At 64.4% G+C, this 16,700-nt stretch carries 18 protein-coding genes; 7 read left to right on the top strand and 11 right to left on the bottom strand.

The window, feature by feature from the left end; all coding sequences use genetic code 11:
* Positions 1–70: 70 nt before the first annotated feature.
* Both gstA and AC0QTX_RS01125 read right to left on the bottom strand, forming a co-directional pair.
* On the bottom strand, positions 71–688 hold the full coding sequence (gstA, locus tag AC0QTX_RS01130) for a glutathione transferase GstA (protein ID WP_474601970.1): 618 nt from the start codon (positions 686–688) through the stop codon (positions 71–73).
* 25 nt (positions 689–713) lie between these two features.
* Positions 714–1,163: a DoxX family protein gene (locus AC0QTX_RS01125; protein WP_474601969.1), complete on the bottom strand. Its 450-nt coding sequence runs from the start codon at positions 1,161–1,163 to the stop codon at positions 714–716.
* A 97-nt stretch (positions 1,164–1,260) separates the two neighbouring features.
* On the opposite strand from AC0QTX_RS01125, the gene AC0QTX_RS01120 reads away from it, so the two are divergent.
* The 5 genes from AC0QTX_RS01120 (at position 1,261) to AC0QTX_RS01100 (ending at position 4,225) form a co-directional block, all read left to right on the top strand.
* Positions 1,261–1,710, top strand: a complete 450-nt coding sequence (locus AC0QTX_RS01120; protein ID WP_474601968.1) for a MarR family winged helix-turn-helix transcriptional regulator — start codon at positions 1,261–1,263, stop codon at positions 1,708–1,710.
* Between the two features lie 129 nt (positions 1,711–1,839).
* Positions 1,840–2,361: a VOC family protein gene (locus AC0QTX_RS01115; protein ID WP_474601967.1), complete on the top strand. Its 522-nt coding sequence runs from the start codon at positions 1,840–1,842 to the stop codon at positions 2,359–2,361.
* A gap of 90 nt (positions 2,362–2,451) precedes the next feature.
* Positions 2,452–2,856: a COG4315 family predicted lipoprotein gene (locus AC0QTX_RS01110; protein ID WP_474601966.1), complete on the top strand. Its 405-nt coding sequence runs from the start codon at positions 2,452–2,454 to the stop codon at positions 2,854–2,856.
* A gap of 56 nt (positions 2,857–2,912) precedes the next feature.
* Positions 2,913–3,422, top strand: a complete 510-nt coding sequence (locus AC0QTX_RS01105; RefSeq protein WP_474601965.1) for an RNA polymerase sigma factor — start codon at positions 2,913–2,915, stop codon at positions 3,420–3,422.
* Positions 3,419–4,225, top strand: coding sequence for an anti-sigma factor family protein (locus AC0QTX_RS01100; RefSeq protein ID WP_474601964.1), 807 nt, complete (start codon positions 3,419–3,421; stop codon positions 4,223–4,225). Before AC0QTX_RS01105 ends, AC0QTX_RS01100 begins: the two co-directional genes overlap by 4 nt.
* Positions 4,226–4,241: 16 nt before the next feature.
* Here the strand turns inward: AC0QTX_RS01100 and AC0QTX_RS01095 are convergent, their stop codons facing one another.
* Positions 4,242–5,069, bottom strand: a complete 828-nt coding sequence (locus tag AC0QTX_RS01095) for an aldo/keto reductase (RefSeq protein WP_474601963.1) — start codon at positions 5,067–5,069, stop codon at positions 4,242–4,244.
* Between the two features lie 148 nt (positions 5,070–5,217).
* Here AC0QTX_RS01095 and AC0QTX_RS01090 point away from each other — a divergent pair, with 148 nt between their 5' ends.
* The gene (locus AC0QTX_RS01090; RefSeq protein ID WP_474601962.1) at positions 5,218–6,297 is read left to right on the top strand and encodes a flavodoxin family protein; all 1,080 of its coding nucleotides are present in this window, start codon (positions 5,218–5,220) and stop codon (positions 6,295–6,297) included.
* A 63-nt stretch (positions 6,298–6,360) separates the two neighbouring features.
* Here AC0QTX_RS01090 and AC0QTX_RS01085 read toward each other — a convergent pair whose 3' ends face one another.
* From AC0QTX_RS01085 to AC0QTX_RS01070, 4 genes are all read right to left on the bottom strand, one after another.
* The gene (locus tag AC0QTX_RS01085) at positions 6,361–7,389 is read right to left on the bottom strand and encodes an ABC transporter substrate-binding protein (RefSeq protein WP_474601961.1); all 1,029 of its coding nucleotides are present in this window, start codon (positions 7,387–7,389) and stop codon (positions 6,361–6,363) included.
* Positions 7,390–7,555: 166 nt separating this feature from the next.
* Positions 7,556–8,341 carry a MetQ/NlpA family ABC transporter substrate-binding protein gene (locus AC0QTX_RS01080; protein ID WP_474601960.1) on the bottom strand — a complete coding sequence of 262 codons (786 nt, stop codon included), beginning with the start codon at positions 8,339–8,341 and terminating at the stop codon, positions 7,556–7,558.
* A gap of 33 nt (positions 8,342–8,374) precedes the next feature.
* The gene (locus tag AC0QTX_RS01075; RefSeq protein WP_474601959.1) at positions 8,375–9,040 is read right to left on the bottom strand and encodes a methionine ABC transporter permease; all 666 of its coding nucleotides are present in this window, start codon (positions 9,038–9,040) and stop codon (positions 8,375–8,377) included.
* Positions 9,030–10,124, bottom strand: a complete 1,095-nt coding sequence (locus AC0QTX_RS01070) for a methionine ABC transporter ATP-binding protein (protein WP_474601958.1) — start codon at positions 10,122–10,124, stop codon at positions 9,030–9,032. The genes AC0QTX_RS01075 and AC0QTX_RS01070 overlap by 11 nt, the downstream gene beginning before the upstream one ends.
* A 262-nt stretch (positions 10,125–10,386) precedes the next feature.
* Between AC0QTX_RS01070 and AC0QTX_RS01065 the strand changes: the two genes are divergently transcribed.
* Positions 10,387–12,483 carry an ABC transporter ATP-binding protein/permease gene (locus AC0QTX_RS01065; RefSeq protein WP_474601957.1) on the top strand — a complete coding sequence of 699 codons (2,097 nt, stop codon included), beginning with the start codon at positions 10,387–10,389 and terminating at the stop codon, positions 12,481–12,483.
* Positions 12,484–12,551: 68 nt separating this feature from the next.
* Here AC0QTX_RS01065 and AC0QTX_RS01060 read toward each other — a convergent pair whose 3' ends face one another.
* From AC0QTX_RS01060 to AC0QTX_RS01045, 4 genes are all read right to left on the bottom strand, one after another.
* Positions 12,552–13,034: an META domain-containing protein gene (locus AC0QTX_RS01060; RefSeq protein ID WP_474601956.1), complete on the bottom strand. Its 483-nt coding sequence runs from the start codon at positions 13,032–13,034 to the stop codon at positions 12,552–12,554.
* 112 nt (positions 13,035–13,146) lie between these two features.
* Positions 13,147–14,121, bottom strand: coding sequence for an ATP phosphoribosyltransferase (hisG, locus tag AC0QTX_RS01055; RefSeq protein ID WP_474601955.1), 975 nt, complete (start codon positions 14,119–14,121; stop codon positions 13,147–13,149).
* Positions 14,121–15,215 (bottom strand): ATP phosphoribosyltransferase regulatory subunit, encoded by a 1,095-nt coding sequence (locus tag AC0QTX_RS01050; RefSeq protein ID WP_474601954.1) that lies wholly within the window; start codon positions 15,213–15,215, stop codon positions 14,121–14,123. Before AC0QTX_RS01050 ends, hisG begins: the two co-directional genes overlap by 1 nt.
* Positions 15,216–15,881: 666 nt before the next feature.
* Complete coding sequence (locus tag AC0QTX_RS01045; protein WP_474601953.1) at positions 15,882–16,640, bottom strand: invasion associated locus B family protein; 759 nt, start codon at positions 16,638–16,640, stop codon at positions 15,882–15,884.
* Positions 16,641–16,700 lie beyond the last annotated feature (60 nt).

Raw genomic sequence — 16,700 nt, 5'->3', positions numbered from 1 at the left:
CAACCCGAAAAGAAGAAGCCCCGGATTTCTCCGGGGCTTTTTTGTTGTCTGCAGCAGCTTTAGATGAGGCTCACGCTGCCTTCTTCACCAAGCCCTCGGCCTCGAGCGCCTGCTGCACGGCCGGGCGGGAGGCGATGCGGGCCTGGAAGGCCTGCAGGTTCGGGAACGGCGAGATGTCGATGCCGTGGAAGTTGGTCCAGTTCACCACCGTGAAGAGATAGGCGTCAGCGATGGTGAACCTGTCACCTAGGAGGAAGGGTTGCTTGGCGAGCGCTTCGTCGAGATAGGCAAAGCGGCTGGCCAGACGCTCCTTCGTGGCGGCCTTCACGGCGTCCGGCGTGGCGGGATTCCACAGAGGGCCGAAGCCCTTGTGGATCTCGGTGCTGATGAAGCCGAGCCATTCCAGCAGGCGGTAACGGTCCATGCTGCCCGGGGCCGGGGCAAGGTTCTTCTCGGGCTGGCTGTCGGCCAGATACTGGATGATGGCGCTGGCCTCGGTGAGCACGGAATTGTCCTGCAGGCCGAGGGCCGGAACGTAGCCCTTCGGATTGACGGTGAGGAAATTCGCACCGGTTTCGGTGGTGCGGTTGGCAAGATCCACCTTCTCGAGCGCGATGGCGATGCCGGCCTCGCGGGCCACGATGTGAGGCGCGAGCGAGCAGGCGCCCGGATAGTAATAGAGCTTCATGGGTGTTCTCCAGGGTTGAAGAGGATCAGGCCGCAGCCTTGAGGGATGTGGTCGCGGGGGCGAGCGCCAGCGGACGAGAGGGCTTCAGGGCATAAGCCCCATCGCCGAGAAGGGCTTGTGCAACGGAGAGTACGATCAGGTAAAGCGGATATTCCCAGCCGCCGCCTTGGGCCGAGAAGACCCAGCCATTGCCGATATGGACCCAGGCTGCGCCGAACAGAACAGGCAGCAGTGCGAGCGCCACCCAGCGGCTTTGGACGCCGAGGACGAGCAGGATGCCGCCGATGAGCTCGGCCCAGAAGGTGGCATAGGCCAGGAAGGCCGGTAGGCCCAGAGACTCGAAGTACTGTGCCGTCCCGGCCAGAGTGAAAGTCATCCACTTCAGGATAAGGCTGTGGGCGATATACATGATCCCCAGAGAGACCCTGAGAAGCAACGCGGCATAGTCGGAATTGGTAGGCTGAGCGTGTGTCATTTGCAAATCTCCATGCAAGTGCATATATATCTGATGCAACTGCATAGACCTGTCAATCTCAATGCAGTTGCATTAAAAACAAGGAAGGTTTGCCGCGATGCAAGAATCACCCCCGGAGCCATCTGCTGCCGTCATCAAGGCCTGGGGACGTCTTATCCGGGCGGAGCGCACGGTGGTGGGGCGGATCGAGGCGGAGCTGAAGGCCGCCGGCTTCCCGTCCCTGCACTGGTACGATGTGCTGCTTGAACTCAAGCGAGGGCCGGAGGGACGGCTCACACCGCGCGAGATCGAGGAGGCTGGCCTTTTCGAGCAGTACAATCTGTCCAGGCTTCTCGACCGCATGGAGAACGAAGGTCTGGTGCGCCGCATCCCCTTTCCGGGCGACAAGCGGCGCCAGCTGATCGAGATCACCGAGGAGGGCAAGGCTCTTCAATGGCGGATGTGGAGTGTCTACGGCGCGGCGATCAACCGCTTCATCAGCGCGAAGCTCACCGATAAGGAAGCCGGACAATTATCCGCTCTGCTGCTCAAGCTCATCCAGGAATGACCTGGCTGCATGCCTCGACCAGCCCGCCCGTCGCAAAACGATCTGCCGCGCCGCGCGTTCATGTGTATACGGCTAAGCGATAGCTGGCTAAGCGAGGGCTGTGACGTGAGAGCAGGACAATCGATTCGTTTGAAGGGGCAGTGGAGCCTGCGGCAGGTTCTCCTTGCGGCACAGCTCATCATCACCTGCTTCGGCCTCTCGGCCGCGTCAGCGGCGGCGGCCGACACCGACCCTCGTCCGAGCTCGGCTTCGATCCGCACGCCAGATTTCGACGAGAGCGTCGGCTGGTACCAGGACAAGCTGGGTTTCAGGCTGCTCGGCAGCCAAAGCCTCGTGGCAGGACGCAAGGCGGTGCTGGAGCGCAGCGGCTTCCTTCTCGAGATTTCCGAGGCGGATCACATCCTCCAGCAGGAGCCCGAGGCGACGGCAGCGGTCCAGGCGACCAATGCGCCCGTCGTCAGCTTGCTCGTGCCGGATGTCGACCGCGAGGTGAGGCGCCTTGTCGAGGCCGACGTCGATATCATCCAGCCGCCGCAGGACGATCTGGACGGAACCTATCGGACGGCGCAGATCCGCGATAACGGACGCCACCGGATCGAACTGCGCGAACCCCTCGACGATCCGGCGCGGTTTCACCCCATGGGTCGATGAGATTGCGGACGAATCCGCAATCTTGCAGGAATAAGGAGCTCTGCTTCGTGTCCTAGAGGTTGTGGTCACACCTGACCTTGGAGGACACCCATGAGACACATTCTGCGCCCTGCCATCCTGGCCGGAGCCCTCGCTGCCGCATCCGTGGCTCTTGCCCAGACCAGCGCTCTCGCCCAGACCGCCGCTCCTGCGAAGATCGCAGACACGAGCAAGGGCAAGGCCCTCGTCGACGCCAAGGGCATGACCCTCTACACCTTCGATCGCGACACGGCCGGCAAGTCGGCCTGCAATGGACAATGCGCCCAGAACTGGCCCCCGCTCATGGCCGCGGGGAATGCATCCGCCTCCGGCGACTGGAGCGTGATAACCCGCGACGACGGAGCCAAGCAATGGGCCTACAAAGGCAAGCCGCTCTATCTCTGGGTGAAGGACACGAAGCCCGGAGAGGTCACGGGCGACGGAGTCAACAACGTCTGGCATGTTGCGATGCCTTGAGACTTGCCGAGATCGACGGTTCATCCTTGAATGATGCCCTAGCTTGAGAACCGACCTTGGACGAGATCGCCTCCCTTCTCGAACCGCAGATCCCAGCCCTGAGGCGTTATGCCTGGGCCCTGCTGCGCGATCACGAGGCTGCGGACGACCTCGTCCAGGACACCCTGGAGCGGGCAATCAGCCGGTGGAGCCAGCGCCGCCAGGAGGGCGACCTGAGAGCCTGGCTCTTCACCATCCAGCGCAACCTGTTCCTCAATGGCATCAGGAAGCGCAGGACGCGCGGAACTCAGGTGGGGGAGGAGGCTCTGAACGACGTTCAGGCGCCTGGGGCGAGCCCCGAGGGTCATGTGGGCCTGCGCGACGTTCTCACAGGGCTGGATGCGTTGTCCGAGGAGCAGCGTTCGCTTCTGCTGCTGGTGGGGGTCGAAGACCTGTCCTACGAGCAGGCCGCGAAGGTTCTAGGGATCCCGCTCGGAACGGTTATGTCGCGGTTGAGCCGGGCGCGGGCGCGACTAAGAGAATTCATGGAGAACGGGCGTAGCACCGCCTTAAGGAGAGTGAAGTGACGGGCGAGCGACCCATCGGAGAAGACGATCTGCAGGCTTTCGTGGACGGCAGGCTCGCCTCGTCGCGACGTGAGGCGATCAGAGCCTATCTGGAGGACCATCCCGCCCTGGCCGACCAGGTGAAGCACGAGATGGAATTGCGCGAGGCCATGCGGGCCCGATTGGCCTTCAAGGCCGCGGAGCCTATTCCCTCACGCCTTCGGATTGCCAATCTCATGGCCGCGCAATCGCGTCCGTCGCGAACCCGTCCTGCCGCCATTGCGGCCGCCATGGCTTGGCTCCTCATCGGCAGTGTCCTGGGAGCGGCGGGCGGGATCTGGTGGTCTTCTGGCCCAGGTCGCTTCGCGGGGACAAGCGTTGCGGGAAATGCCATGGCGGCCCACCGCATTTATGTGAGCGAGCGCCTGCACCCGGTCGAGGTGCCGGCGGACCAGGAGGCGCATCTGGTGCAATGGCTGTCGCGTCGCGTCGGCAAGCCTCTGGCCGCTCCAAACCTCACGGCCCAAGGCTATCGTCTCATCGGGGGGCGGCTTCTCCCGGACAACGGCGAGGCGGCCGCTCTCTTCATGTACGAGAATACGGGCGGCAACCGTCTCACGCTTTACGCGCGCTCCGGCGGGACCGAAGGGCAGACGTCATTCCGCTTCGAGTCCGAGGCCGAGGTGTCGGCGTTTTCCTGGATCGACAACGGCCTGTCCTATGTCGTCACGGCCAAGATAGACCGCGCGCAGCTTCTGCCGATCGCGGAAGCCATCTACAGGCAGTTCGATACGCCGGGCGACCCGGCGAAGAGCCGCCTGTAGCGCCTCTTCCTGTCGGTCAGGCGAACACCGCCGGGTCCGGACCGACGCGGCCTGATGGGCTGTCCAATCCTTCGATGGCGCGCATGTCGTCCGCATCGAGTTCGAAGTCGAACACGTCAATGTTCTCGCTGATGCGAGACGGCGTCACGGATTTCGGAATGACGATGAAGCCGTTGTCGAGATGCCAGCGCAGGATGACTTGGGCGGGTGTCTTGCCGTATTTGCGGCCGATGGCCGCGAAGGTTTCATCCGAAAGGATTTTGCCTTGGCCGAGCGGCCCCCAGCATTCCGTGGCAATGCCGTTCGCCTCGTGGAAGGCGCTCAGCGCCTTCTGCTGAAAGCGGGGATGCAGCTCGATCTGATTGACGGCAGGCGTCACGCCGGTCTCGTCGATCAGACGCTGGAGGTGCGGCACCATGAAGTTGGAGACGCCGATGGATTTTGCACGTCCATCCTGCTGCAGCTCGATCAGCGCGCGCCACGTATCGCGGTATGCCTCGCTTCCCACCAAAGGCCAGTGAATGAGGTAAAGGTCCACATAATCGAGCTTCAGGCGCGCCAGACTTTCATCGAATGCCCGAAGGGTGCTGTCATATCCCTGACGGTCGTTCCAGACCTTGGTCGTGATGAAGAGCTCTTCGCGCGCCACAGGGGTGGCGCGAATGGCTTCTCCCACACCCTCTTCGTTGCCGTAGATGGAAGCGGTATCGATCGAGCGGTAGCCTGCCTGGATGGCCCCTGCGACAGCGCTCTTGGCTTCCTCGTTGGTGACCCGCCAGACGCCGAAGCCTACTTGCGGCATCGCGCTTCCATCGTTCAGGCGGATCGTGGGTGTGGTCGACATCGGCTGCTCCGTTGATCGTGCGGCAGGGAGGTAGGGCTGAAAACCGATAAGCAAAGTGTGATGGCTCGAGTCGGGAGCCATTCCGGAACCGGCATGGATACCTTGTGTTCCAGGCTTGGCAACCACGCCGCCACGCAGGAGCTGCGCCTTGTCCACTCCAGAAGCACGGAAGGGCACGCCCGATCCGACCCTCGATGAAAGCGAGTTCCGCAGGAGATTTCTCGAGCAGTTTCAGGATCCAGCCTTCGAGCCCCTTTCGCCCGAATTGCAGCGGATCACCGATGCAGCCTGGGATGCCTACAGCCATCACCGCAAGAGCCCGAAGACCCGCAAGGCCGGCCCTGGCTTCGCCGATCCCGATTACGATCTCGCGGCCGACTGGATCGCCGCCAGGGGCGCCATCGACATGGCACAGAAGCGGCATGAGGACGCGAACGGTCCGTCTCGCTTCCTCCTGATCATAGCCTCCTCCCGCAGCGAACACACATGCCCGGGCGAGATGTCCAAGAGCTACCGTCTCGTGGACATCGCCCAACAGGTTCTTGCGAGCGCGGAGGACACCGAAGTCGAGGTGCTTGAACTCAGCCGGCTTACCTCGGAATACGGCCGCCACATTCACCCGTGCAAGGCCTGCTTCTCAACGGCGGCGGCTTTGTGCCATTGGCCGTGCTCCTGCTACCCCAATTACTCGCTGGGGCAGATCCATGACTGGATGAACGAGATCTATCCGAAATGGGTTGAGGCTCACGGGGTAATGATCGTCACGCCGGTCAACTGGTACCAGGTCTCCTCCCCTCTGAAGCTCATGATGGACCGGCTCGTCTGCGCCGATGGCGGCAATCCGGACCCGACCTCGACCCAGGGCAAGAAGACCGACATCGCCAAGGATATGGAGCTCAAGGGCTGGGACTATCCCAAGCACCTTGAGGGCCGGCTTTTCTCCGTCATCGTGCACGGCGACGCGGAGGGGGCCGGCGACGTTCGCCGCAGCCTGTCCGACTGGCTGCGCGCCATGGATCTCATACCGGCGGGAGGCGCAGCGGAACTCGACCGCTATATCGGCTACTGGAAGCCCTATGCCACGAGCCACGAGGAACTCGATCAGGATACGGCCGTACAGGACGAGGTGCGCAACGCCGCCTGGACGCTCCTCGAAGCCGTGAAGGCGAAAAGGGCAGGAAGCCTCGTGACGGCCGGGAAGAACCTGAAGGAGCCCAGGCAGAAGTGAAGCAGTAAGGACAATGGCCGGGCGAAAGGCCCGGCCTTGTTTTGAGACCTCATCCTTTCGATGCTATCTCGGCGCCGACTTGACCTCGGCGTCCCACTTCTTGAGCAGGCGCGTGCGCTCGGCCACCGAGCCGTATTTGGCCGTGTCGTAGTTGATCAGCTTCATCTCGGAGAGCTTCGGCGCGTCCGGCGATACGGGTGCGTTCTTGTTCGACGCGATGGAGTAGATCTTCATGTCGGCGCCAACGAGCTTCTGCGCCTCGGCCGAGAGCGCCCAGTCCACGAATTTCTGCGCCGTCTCCGTGTTCCTGCCGCCCTTCACGAGCGAGATGGAGCCGGTCTCGTAGCCCGTGCCTTCGCAGGGCGCGAGAGTTTTGACGGGAGCGCCGTCGGCGATCATCGTCACCATGTCATGCATGAAGGCGATGGCGATACCGGTCTCTCCCAAGGCCACGGCCTTCACGGGAGCGGCGCCCGACTTGGTGTATTGATTGACGTTCCTGTGCAGGCCTTTCATGTAGTCGAAGGCCTTGTCCTCACCCATGAGCTGCACGAGGGAGGCCAGAAAGACATAAGCCGTGCCCGAGGAATTCGGATCGGACACCTGCACCTCGTCGCGGTATTTGGGGTCGAGCAGGTCCGCCCAGCATTTCGGCTCCGGCAGACCGCGGCTTGCGAGCACCTTCGTGTTGTAGCCGATGCCGAGGGCGCCGAGATAGGTTCCCGTCGCGCGATACTTCGCCTGCTCTGCAAAGCGCTGGGCCCAGTCGTGCAGCTCGGAAATCTTCGGTGACTTGTACTCGACCGTCAGCCCTTCTTCCGCTGCCTGAATATGGGAATCGCCAGGTCCGCCCCACCACACGTCGGCGCGCGGGTTGGAGGCCTCGGCCCTGATCTGTGCCAGGGTCTCGCCGGTGCTCTTGCGCACCATCGTCGCCTTGGCGCCGGTCGCCTTCTCGAAGGCCGCAACGCCGACGCGGCATTGCTCCTCGAGAATGGAGCAGTAGATGGTGAGCGGTGCCTGAGCCTGCGCGGCACCGCTTGCCGCGCACAGCGCCGATGTGAACGCCAGGCCCATCAATGAAAGTCGCATGCGTTTCCTCCCGGGCACCGGCCATCCTGGACCGAGCCATTTTTGAAGACCATGCAGATGGGAAGCTTAGCCGACTTCTTTGTCAAGACGACGGTGCCTGGTCGTCAAAAACGAAAAGGCCGGGCCAATGGCCCGACCTTGTGGGAAGGCGTGAAGCGAATGGTGCTTACCAGGAAGTCAGAACCGAGCCCTTGAACTTCTCTTCGATGAACGCCTTCACCTCAGGGGTGTGATACGACTCGACCAGCGCCTTCACCCACGGCTTGGTCTTGTCCTCGCTGCGCACGGCGATGATGTTGACGTACGGACCCTTCGGGTTCTCACGGGCAATCGGATCCTTGACCGGGTCGAGCCCGCCTGAGGTCGCGTAGTTGGTGTTGATGACGGCGGCGTCCACATCGGCGAGCACCCGCGGACCCTGGGCGGCCTCGATCTCGACGAACTTCAGCTTCTTGGTGTTTTCCGTAATGTCGAGAGGCGTCGGCTTGTAGCCTGTGCCTTCCTTCAGCTTGATGAGGCCCTTGTCCTGCAGAAGGATGAGGGCTCGGCCGCCATTGGTCGGATCGTTCGGGATCGAGATCGTCGCGCCGTTCGGCAGGGTGTCGAGGCTCTTGTGCTTCTTCGAGTAGATGCCGATCGGGAAGTTCACGGTAAGCGCCACGCTCTCGATCTTGTAGCCGCGGTCGGCCACCTGGTTGTCGAGATAGGGCTGGTTCTGGAACGAGTTCGCCTCGATGTCGCCGCCGGCCAGAGCCGTGTTCGGCACCACGTAATCGGAGAACTCGACGATCTTGATGTCGATGCCCTTCTTGGCCGCGATCGGCTTCACGGCTTCCAGGATCTGCGCGTGCGGACCGGGTGTGGCGCCGATGCGCACGGTCTGCGTCTGCGCGAGAGCCGGCAGGGCAGCGAGAGAAAGGATGGCGGCAAGGCCGAGTTTCTTCAGAGGCATCTTTGGTACTCCTTGTGCGAACTTTTTGGAAGGTCAGGCGTGGCGGATGCGCTTGTTCAGGCGGCGGGCGAGGCGGTCGCCAATGCTCTGCACCGCTTGAACGAGGACGATGAGCACGACCACCACGGCGAGCATCATCTCGGGCATGAAGCGCTGGTAGCCGTAGCGGATGCCGAGATCGCCCAGGCCTCCGCCGCCGACCGCGCCCACCATGGCCGAGAATCCCAGCAGGGAGACGATGGCGAGCGTCAGGCCGAGCACGATGCCCGGAAGGGCCTCGGGGATCAGAACCTTCAGGACGATCTGCAGCGGAGACGCCCCGAAGGCGCGGGCTGCTTCGATGAGGCCTTGGTCCACCTCGCGGATCGCGCCCTCGATGAGGCGCGCGATGAACGGCGTTGCGGCAATGGTCAGCGGCACGATGGCGGCGTTGGTGCCGATGGACGTGCCGGCGATCAGGCGCGTGAAGGGAATGATCGCCACCACGAGAATGATGAAGGGCGTGGAGCGGGTGGCATTGACGATGACGCCGAGTACCCGGTTGACCCAAGGGGCCGCGAACAATTCGCCCTTGGCCGAAGTGGCGAGAAAGACGCCGAGCGGCAGTCCAAAGAGGGTCGCGATCAATGCTGAGACTGCAACCATGTAGAGGGTTTCGCCGGTGGAGGCGGCGATGAGGCGGATCATCTCAGGCGACATAACCGAGGACCTCCGTGTCGAGATCGTGTTTCTTCAGAAAGTCGAGGGTGGTGGAGACCGATGCTTCCGGCACGCCGACGACCAGGGTGCCGAAGGGGCGCCCTGCGATCTCGTCGACCGAGCCGGACAGGATGTTGGCTTCGATGTTGAGATCGCGGGCAAGTCGCGCGAGAACCGGATCGGTGGCATGGGGCCCGCGGAAGCCGATGCGGACCACCGCCTGGCTCCCGGGTGTCGCCTCAGCCCGCAGGCGGCTCGCCACATAGGGCGGAAGCGCGCGGCCGGACTCGTCGGCCAGGAAGGAGCGGGTGACTTCGTGCCGAGGCCGGGTGAAGACCTCGAACACGTCGCCCTGCTCGACGATGCGTCCGCCCTCGATCACCGCGACCTCGCGGGCGATGTTGCGGATTACCGCCATCTCATGCGTGATGAGCAGGATCGTCAGGCCGAGCTCGTCGTTGATGCGCGCGAGCAGGTCGAGGATCGATCGGGTCGTCTCCGGGTCGAGGGCCGAGGTCGCCTCGTCGGATAGGAGAACCTTGGGCTTGGTGGCCAGCGCGCGGGCGATGCCGACGCGCTGCTTCTGGCCGCCGGAGAGTTCGGACGGGTAGCGATTGCGCTTGTCGGTGAGGCCGACGAGGGCCAGAAGCTCCTCGACCCGCGTCCTGATCTCGGCCTTGTCGAAGCCTGCTACCTCAAGCGGTAAGGCGATGTTCTGGGCAGCGGTGCGCGAGGAGAGCAGGTTGAAGTGCTGGAAGATCATGCCGATGGAGCGGCGGGCATGGCGCAGAGCCGCCTCGGGCAGGGCCGCGATGTCGGCGCCGTCCACGATCACCTTGCCGGACGAGGGCTTCTCCAGGCCGTTTACCAGGCGGATGAGGGTCGACTTGCCGGCGCCGGAGCGACCGATCACGCCCAGGATGGAGCCCTGCGGCACCGCCAGGTCGGTCTCGCGCAGCGCCGTCACGGGTTGACCGTCCCGTCCGGGAAAAGTCTTCGAAACGTTTTCCAGGCGGACAATGGGCTGCGCCGGTATCAGGCGTTGGGTCGGCTTGTCGCCGATATAGCCGAGGGGAGCATTCATAAGCGCGTCTTCAGGATCTTTCGTCGCATGTTGATGTGACACATGGGACATCGTGTTCTCCATGTCAACGGTTTTGTTCTTTTAACAGGACAATCTGTTTTGAAGAACGATTCAGCGCTGTCGGGTACCCTGTCGTTCTTGTCACAAGGCTGCTATCGCTTGCCGCAAGAGGAAGTTCCTCCTTTCTTTCGCCACAAGCGCCATTGATCCGGCTGCCTTGAGTTTCTAAGAGCCGGGGCAGGGGTCCTGGCAGGAGATGCGTATGATCAAGGCGAGCCTCGTGCTGGCACTCATAGGGCTGGGCGTTTTCGCGGCTTCCGTGTCCGGAGCCGTCGCCGTACCGTTCTATCTGCCCCTCTCCACCCTGGCCTTGGCCGGGGTGATGTATGTCGGGCGCGATATCCCGAAATTCCTGCGCATCTTCCTCGTGATGCTCTCGGCCACGCATCTGGTGCTGGTCGCGCTGATCCTCGGCGCCCGGTCGGGTCTCATCACGGGCGACTACACAGGCTACGTGCCGCCCCCATCCGCGGCTCTCGGGGCAACGGCGTTCGGCGCCATCATCTACGGGCTCTCCTACATTCCCGTCGTCCGAACCATCTGCCGCATCACCGACCGGTACCTGGATTCCCAGGCCGACAGCATCATCCGCATCCCGTTCATCGGCCTCGTGCGGGCGCGGGAAGGCACCATCGGCACCTGGATGATCGGCTTCCTCATTGCGATCAACCTGGCCCAAGTCGCCCTCAACGTCCGCCTCAGCTTCTTCTCGCGCGACATGTTCAATGCGCTCGAGGCCAAGGATGCGGCGGCGTTCTGGTACCAGCTCTTCGTCATCTTCACGCCGCTCGCCGCCGTGTTCGTGGCTATCGCTCTCACCGAGGTGCTGCTGCAGAACGTGCTCACCATCCGCTGGCGTGCCTATCTCAACACCTATTACGTCGGCGAGTGGCTGGGCGACGGCGCCCACTACCGGATGCAGCTTCTCGGCCGCGGTGCGGACAACCCGGACCAGCGCATCTCGGAGGATCTGCGCAAGTTCGTCGAGAGCACCTATTCGCTCTCCGTGGGCCTCATGAACCAGGCCGCCACGCTGGTTTCCTTCGTGGCGATCCTCTGGACCATCTCGGCCGGCTTCACCTTCCCGGGCACGAGCGTGGAGGTGCCGGGCCTGCTGGTCTGGGTCTGCGCCGGCTACGCGATCCTCGGCACCTGGGTGACGCACCTGATCGGTCGGCCTCTCATTGGCCTCAACTTCGAGCAGGAGCGGGTGGAGGCGAACTACCGCTTCTCCCTGGCGCGCCTGCGCGAATACACCGAGCAGGTGGCGCTCCTGTCCGGCGAGCCGGCCGAGCGCGAAGGCATTGCCCGGCGCTTCGGCCAGATCGTCGACAACTACATGCGGATCGTGGTCCGCCTCATCAAGCTGAACACCTTCACCTCGGCCTATTTCCAGGCCAACGTGGTGGTGCCCTACATCCTCACGGCGCCTTATTATTTCGTCGGCAGGATCTCCCTGGGGCAGATGCAGCAGGTGGTCGGCGCCTTTTCGCGGGTGGAGTCCGCTCTCACCTATTTCATCACGATCTATACGACGCTTGCCGACTACAAGGCCGTGCTCGACCGTCTCACAACCTTCGAAGGCGCCATCGCGTCGGCCCAGCGGGTCGGGGGCGAGAGCAAGCTTGCGATCACCCAGGATTCCGGCCGCGAGCTGCGCCTGAAGGATCTGGACGTGCGCCTGCCTGACGGCAGCGCCCTCCTGCATGCGGACGGCCTCGCCTTCCGTCCGGGCGAACGCACACTGATGACCGGCCCGTCGGGCTCTGGCAAGTCCACCCTGTTCCGGGCCATTGCCGGAATCTGGCCCTTCGGCGAAGGCGAGGTTCTCGTGCCGGAGGGGCAGACCATGATGCTCCTGCCGCAGCGCCCCTACATTCCCATCGGTACCCTGCGCGATGCCGTGACCTATCCGGGCAAGGTCGACGCCTACACGGATGCCGAGATGGCTGAGGCGCTGCGGACAGCCAAACTGCCCCACATCGCGGAGCGCCTCGACGAGGAGCGTGCCTGGGCCCAGACCCTGTCGCTGGGCGAGCAGCAGCGCCTGGCGATCGCCCGTGCGCTCCTGACCAAGCCCGACTGGCTGTTCCTGGACGAGGCGACGGCTGCCCTCGACGAGCCCACGGAGGCGGAAGTCTATCGCATCATCCAGGAGAAGCTGCCGCAGACGACCGTCGTCTCCATCGGCCACCGCTCGACCCTGGCGGCCTACCACGACCGTCGGATCGACATGAAGAAAACCGAGAGCGGCCTGTCCACCCCCGTCGACCTGCGTCAGGCCGAGCCCGCGGAGTAATGGGGGTGCCGTTCCCAAACAAAAGGCCGGCGTAATGCCGGCCTTTTTCGTTCAAGCTTTAGTCAGCTTCAGAGAGAGCGTTCGAAGCGCAGCTCGCCGCCGTTCTGGGTGCGGATGATCAGATTGCGGCCGTCGATATCCCACTTGCCCGAGGAGCGGAGCGCCACCAGGAAGGACTGCTCGATCGCCATGGCGGTCTTGTCGCAGCTCTTCTTGGTCAGAGCGAAGGGGCCGACAGCCAAGACCTGCTCACGCAGCGGGTAGGCCGCCGTGGCATAGGTGTTGCAGCCGGAAAATCCGGTGGCGCGCATCTGGTCGTCGAGCCTGAAGCTCGGACGCTCGCCGGTGAAGGGCTTGCCGTTCAGGCTCACTGCCACCCAGGAAGAATTCAGCGGGAAGATCTTGCCCGTCTGGCCGGGCTGCGGGACCTTGGTGTCCACCTGACGGGTCGGGCCCACCGGGCGGCCAAGGGTTGCGGCTGCTGACTGGGCATGAGCTCCCGAGGCGGCGGTCAGAGCCACCAGGCATGTCGCAAGTCGAAGCGCGTTCATCGGAACCTCTACATCGGAAAAACGCCCGGACCATAAGGGTCCTTGGGCGCCGAGGCAACGCCCAAGGTGCTCCAGCGGCGATGTTGTCCTATCATCGCGTAAGGAAACGCACCTAGCCGATCCGCCGCAGCAGCCGCTCGGTGAGGGCGTTGGTGGGCCGGAACAGATAATCGAAGGCACGCACGGAGATGTCCTGGGCGCCGAGACCCTGCAGGGCCGTCACGATGTCGAACACGTTGGCGGTGCGGCAATGGAGCACGACCTCGCGCCCCAGGGCATTGCCGTAGGGAAGCGTTGCGCCATGCTCCTTCGCCAGCGGCGCCATTGCCGATGCTTTCGCCGGGTCGAGGCACGCCCGGACCTCGCGGCTGGTGCGCGCTTCCTCCTCGGCGGCGATGCGCGTCAGCACGGCCGTCGCGGCAGCCTTGGCCCGATCGGTCCAGGGCGCACGGGCGGAGGCGACGAGATTGGCCTCGGAGCGCAGCATCACGCCATCGTCGAGGATCTTCAGGGCATTGGCGGCAAGCGTGGCGCCGGTGGTGGTAATGTCCACGATCAGTTCCGCGGAACCCGCTCCCGGGGCGCCCTCGGTGGCACCCAGGCTCTCGACGATCCGGTAATCGGTCACGCCCTTATCGGCAAAGAAGTGCCGGGTGAGGTTCACGTATTTCGTTGCGACCCGCATCTTGGTGCCGTGCCGGGCGCGAAGATCCGCCGCCACCTCGTCGAGGTCGGCCATATTGCGCACGTCGATCCAGGCCTGCGGCACGGCGACCACCACGTTGGCGTGGCCGAAGCCGAGCGGGGTCAGCAACTCGACCGCCGTATCCGCATTTGGGATCTGCTCACGGATCAGGTCCTCGCCGGTGATGCCGAGATGGGCCGTGCCGGAGGCGAGCTGGCTGACGATCTCGGACGCCGACAGAAACGCGACCTCCACGTCGGGGACCCCCGCCAGTGTGCCGCGATAGTCGCGTGCTCCGCGGGACTGGGTGAACACGAGCCCGGCCCGGGCGAAGAAAGCGGCCGCGTTCTCCTGCAGGCGGCCCTTGGAAGGAACGGCCAGGATGAGAGGGGAATCGGTCATCAGGGCCTCCCCACGATGCGGTCGAGCCAGAAGGAGCAGCCGACCGCCGGGATTGGCGCCTCGGCGCCAAGGTGCTCCAGGAGCCGGTCGTAGCGTCCGCCGCCGACGACCGGCTTTCCGTCGCTGCGGCGCGGGTCCTGAACTTCGAAAATGAAGCCCGTGTAATAGTCGAGATTGCGGGCGAAGGTCGCGGCAAACGAGAAGCGGCCCACGTCGAGCCCCCGCACGGCCATGAAGCCGGTGCGCTCCTCGAACAAGGTCAGAGACGGGCCGATATCCAGGCCTGCGTCCCGGGCCAGGGCCCGGATCGCGTGGGCCGCCTGATCCGGATCGCCCGTGACGGCGAGGTAGCGTTCCAGTACCTGCCGCGCCTCGTCTGGCAGACCTGTGCGGTTGGCGGCGCGGGCCAGGAAGCGCTCGGCGATCTCGCCTGCGCTGCGCCCGCCGACCCGGGCGATGCCGGCGATCGACAGAATATCCTCGACGAAGGCCTTGGCGGCCTGCGGAGCCTGCCCCTCGATGGCGGCGAGCAGCCCGGCATGCTCCTGCTGGCCAGGACCGTCAGGCTCGACGAGGCTCGCCAAGCCTTTGCCCGACACGATGGCCCGGATCACGCGTCGCTTGGCGGCCGGTGCAATCCCGAGGGCGTCAATCAGGGCGTGGAGGAGGCCCATGTCGCCGAGTTTCACGATGGGCGAGGGGCCACCGATCCGGGCGAGACCCTCCAGGGCAAGGCTTAGGATCTCCGCATCGACGGCCGACACATCCGTCCTGCCGATGGATTCCAGCCCCGCCTGAAGGAACTCGCCGCTCTCCCCGGTGCGCATGCGGAAGACCGGTCCGCCATAGGAATAGCCGAGGGGCTCGGCGCCGCGCTGGGCGAGATGCTGGAGGCAGACCGGGATGGTGTATTCGGGCCGCAGGCACAGCTCCGTGCCGGCAGCGTCCTGCGTCACGAACATGCGGCGGCGGATATCCTCGCCCGACAGGTCGACGAACACGTCCGCGGGCTGGAGGACCGGCGGCTCGACACGCGCATAGCCCTCGCGCTCGAACAGCGCGATCAGCGCAACAATGGCATCCGTCTCCGTCACTGGCTTGGCTCAATCCCTTATGCTGGCATGCTCTCTAGCAATGCTCAGGCGTGAAGGCGATTGTTTTCCACCGGAAGGGTGAACGGGCCACATCGTTGGCATGCTTCATGAGCGCCATGCCGCTGGAATGACGCTTTCCGTTGATGGCATGTCTAACAGCCAGCGCCTTCGGGCCCGCAGCCTGAGCTGCGAGCCTGAAGGTTGATCGAGGGTGGCGCGTTGTGCAGCCCGGCTCGATGGTTGTGGTGGTAAGTGAGAGCCGAACTGCTCGTCACGCGCGGTTTGTTTCAGCGGACCTGGAGGCATGCCAGATCGGCCACCCGCGAGCACAGGCGTGCGAGACCTGCGGCAGGACCGCTCCCCGTCCCACTCTTGCGACGCCTCGCGAGCGCGCCCCTCGTCGGGCGAGGATGGGCAATGATATAGCTGAGCTTAGCAGAACTGTCAAGAACAAAGTGAGAACGTTACACCGCTCCCCTCTCTCCTCCGTCCTCATCCTGAGGAGGTCGCTTAAGCGACCGTCTCGAAGGATTGTCCAGAGAGCCCTGGAACCTCCTTCGAGACGCAGCCTCACGGCTGCTCCTCAGGATGAGGTCAGAGTGTGTGAAGACACAGATCCCCGGGACGCGCCCGGGGATGACAGGGCGGGAATACAGGGGTGGGCTCTTATGGTCTGACCGCCGGGGCTCCGGCGCTGGCCGCAGGCGGTTGGGCCGGAATGCCGGAATTGCCCATGCGGCGGCTGCGTTGTTCTTCCGCCTGCCGCTGGAGTTCCTCCTGGATCTTCTTCTGCTGCTCGGCGAGCGCCTGGGGATCGACCGGCGGCCCGTCGAAGGCCTTGCCGAAGCCCTCCGTGGGCACGGCGAAGGTCACCTCCTTGCCGGCCTGGTTCCGGGCGCTCAATGTCAGGGCCGATCCCTTCTTGAGGGCGGCGACGAAGTCGTCCTTCACGGCGGCCTCGGCAAAGCAGCCATGGGGGAGGCAGGTGGCGTAGCGGCCGGCCACGGGCTGGCTCTTGTCCGCCGCGATCCGGATGCCGGGCGGCACGAGCAGGCCGAGCGGCATCAGGATCCGCACGGTCTTCGGCGCGTTCTTGGCCTTCACGTCGTAGAGAGCCACGGCAACGATGCGCTGCCCCTTGTCGGTGACGAAATCGCGCGTGGTGTAGCAGGTCTCGACCTTCGCGCGCTCATCCTTGCCGCATACCTTTGTCCATTCCGGCTGGGATGGCGCCGCCTTGAGTTGGACCACCACGGGAGCGGCACCCGGAGGCTGGGCCTGCTGGGCTTTCGGCGCGGGCTGCGCCTTGGGTGCAGGCTGCTTCGGCTTCGGGGCCTGTCCTGAGGTCTGTGCCAGGCCCGGCAGGGGGCTGAGCGCCAGCATGGTGGCGATCAGGGTTCCGGGAAGGCGGGAAGTGATGGACATGTCGGGAGTTCTCCTCTCGTTGAAACGGATTGTCATCGGCCGGCTCTCCCAGGAGCCGCG

This window comes from Microvirga sp. jy35, from assembly GCF_056148915.1.
This window is presented reverse-complemented; position numbering and strand designations above follow the sequence as displayed.

Bases quoted from the DNA above. Each gene is read 5' to 3' on its own strand.
- gstA (WP_474601970.1), bottom strand. From the start codon at position 688: ATGAAGCTCTATTACTATCCGGGCGCCTGCTCGCTCGCGCCTCACATC.
- AC0QTX_RS01125 (WP_474601969.1), bottom strand. From the start codon at position 1,163: ATGACACACGCTCAGCCTACCAATTCCGACTATGCCGCGTTGCTTCTC.
- AC0QTX_RS01120 (WP_474601968.1), top strand. From the start codon at position 1,261: ATGCAAGAATCACCCCCGGAGCCATCTGCTGCCGTCATCAAGGCCTGG.
- AC0QTX_RS01110 (WP_474601966.1), top strand. From the start codon at position 2,452: ATGAGACACATTCTGCGCCCTGCCATCCTGGCCGGAGCCCTCGCTGCC.
- AC0QTX_RS01095 (WP_474601963.1), bottom strand. From the start codon at position 5,069: ATGTCGACCACACCCACGATCCGCCTGAACGATGGAAGCGCGATGCCG.
- AC0QTX_RS01085 (WP_474601961.1), bottom strand. From the start codon at position 7,389: ATGCGACTTTCATTGATGGGCCTGGCGTTCACATCGGCGCTGTGCGCG.
- AC0QTX_RS01080 (WP_474601960.1), bottom strand. From the start codon at position 8,341: ATGCCTCTGAAGAAACTCGGCCTTGCCGCCATCCTTTCTCTCGCTGCC.
- AC0QTX_RS01075 (WP_474601959.1), bottom strand. From the start codon at position 9,040: ATGTCGCCTGAGATGATCCGCCTCATCGCCGCCTCCACCGGCGAAACC.
- AC0QTX_RS01070 (WP_474601958.1), bottom strand. From the start codon at position 10,124: ATGAATGCTCCCCTCGGCTATATCGGCGACAAGCCGACCCAACGCCTG.
- AC0QTX_RS01065 (WP_474601957.1), top strand. From the start codon at position 10,387: ATGATCAAGGCGAGCCTCGTGCTGGCACTCATAGGGCTGGGCGTTTTC.
- AC0QTX_RS01060 (WP_474601956.1), bottom strand. From the start codon at position 13,034: ATGAACGCGCTTCGACTTGCGACATGCCTGGTGGCTCTGACCGCCGCC.
- hisG (WP_474601955.1), bottom strand. From the start codon at position 14,121: ATGACCGATTCCCCTCTCATCCTGGCCGTTCCTTCCAAGGGCCGCCTG.
- AC0QTX_RS01045 (WP_474601953.1), bottom strand. From the start codon at position 16,640: ATGTCCATCACTTCCCGCCTTCCCGGAACCCTGATCGCCACCATGCTG.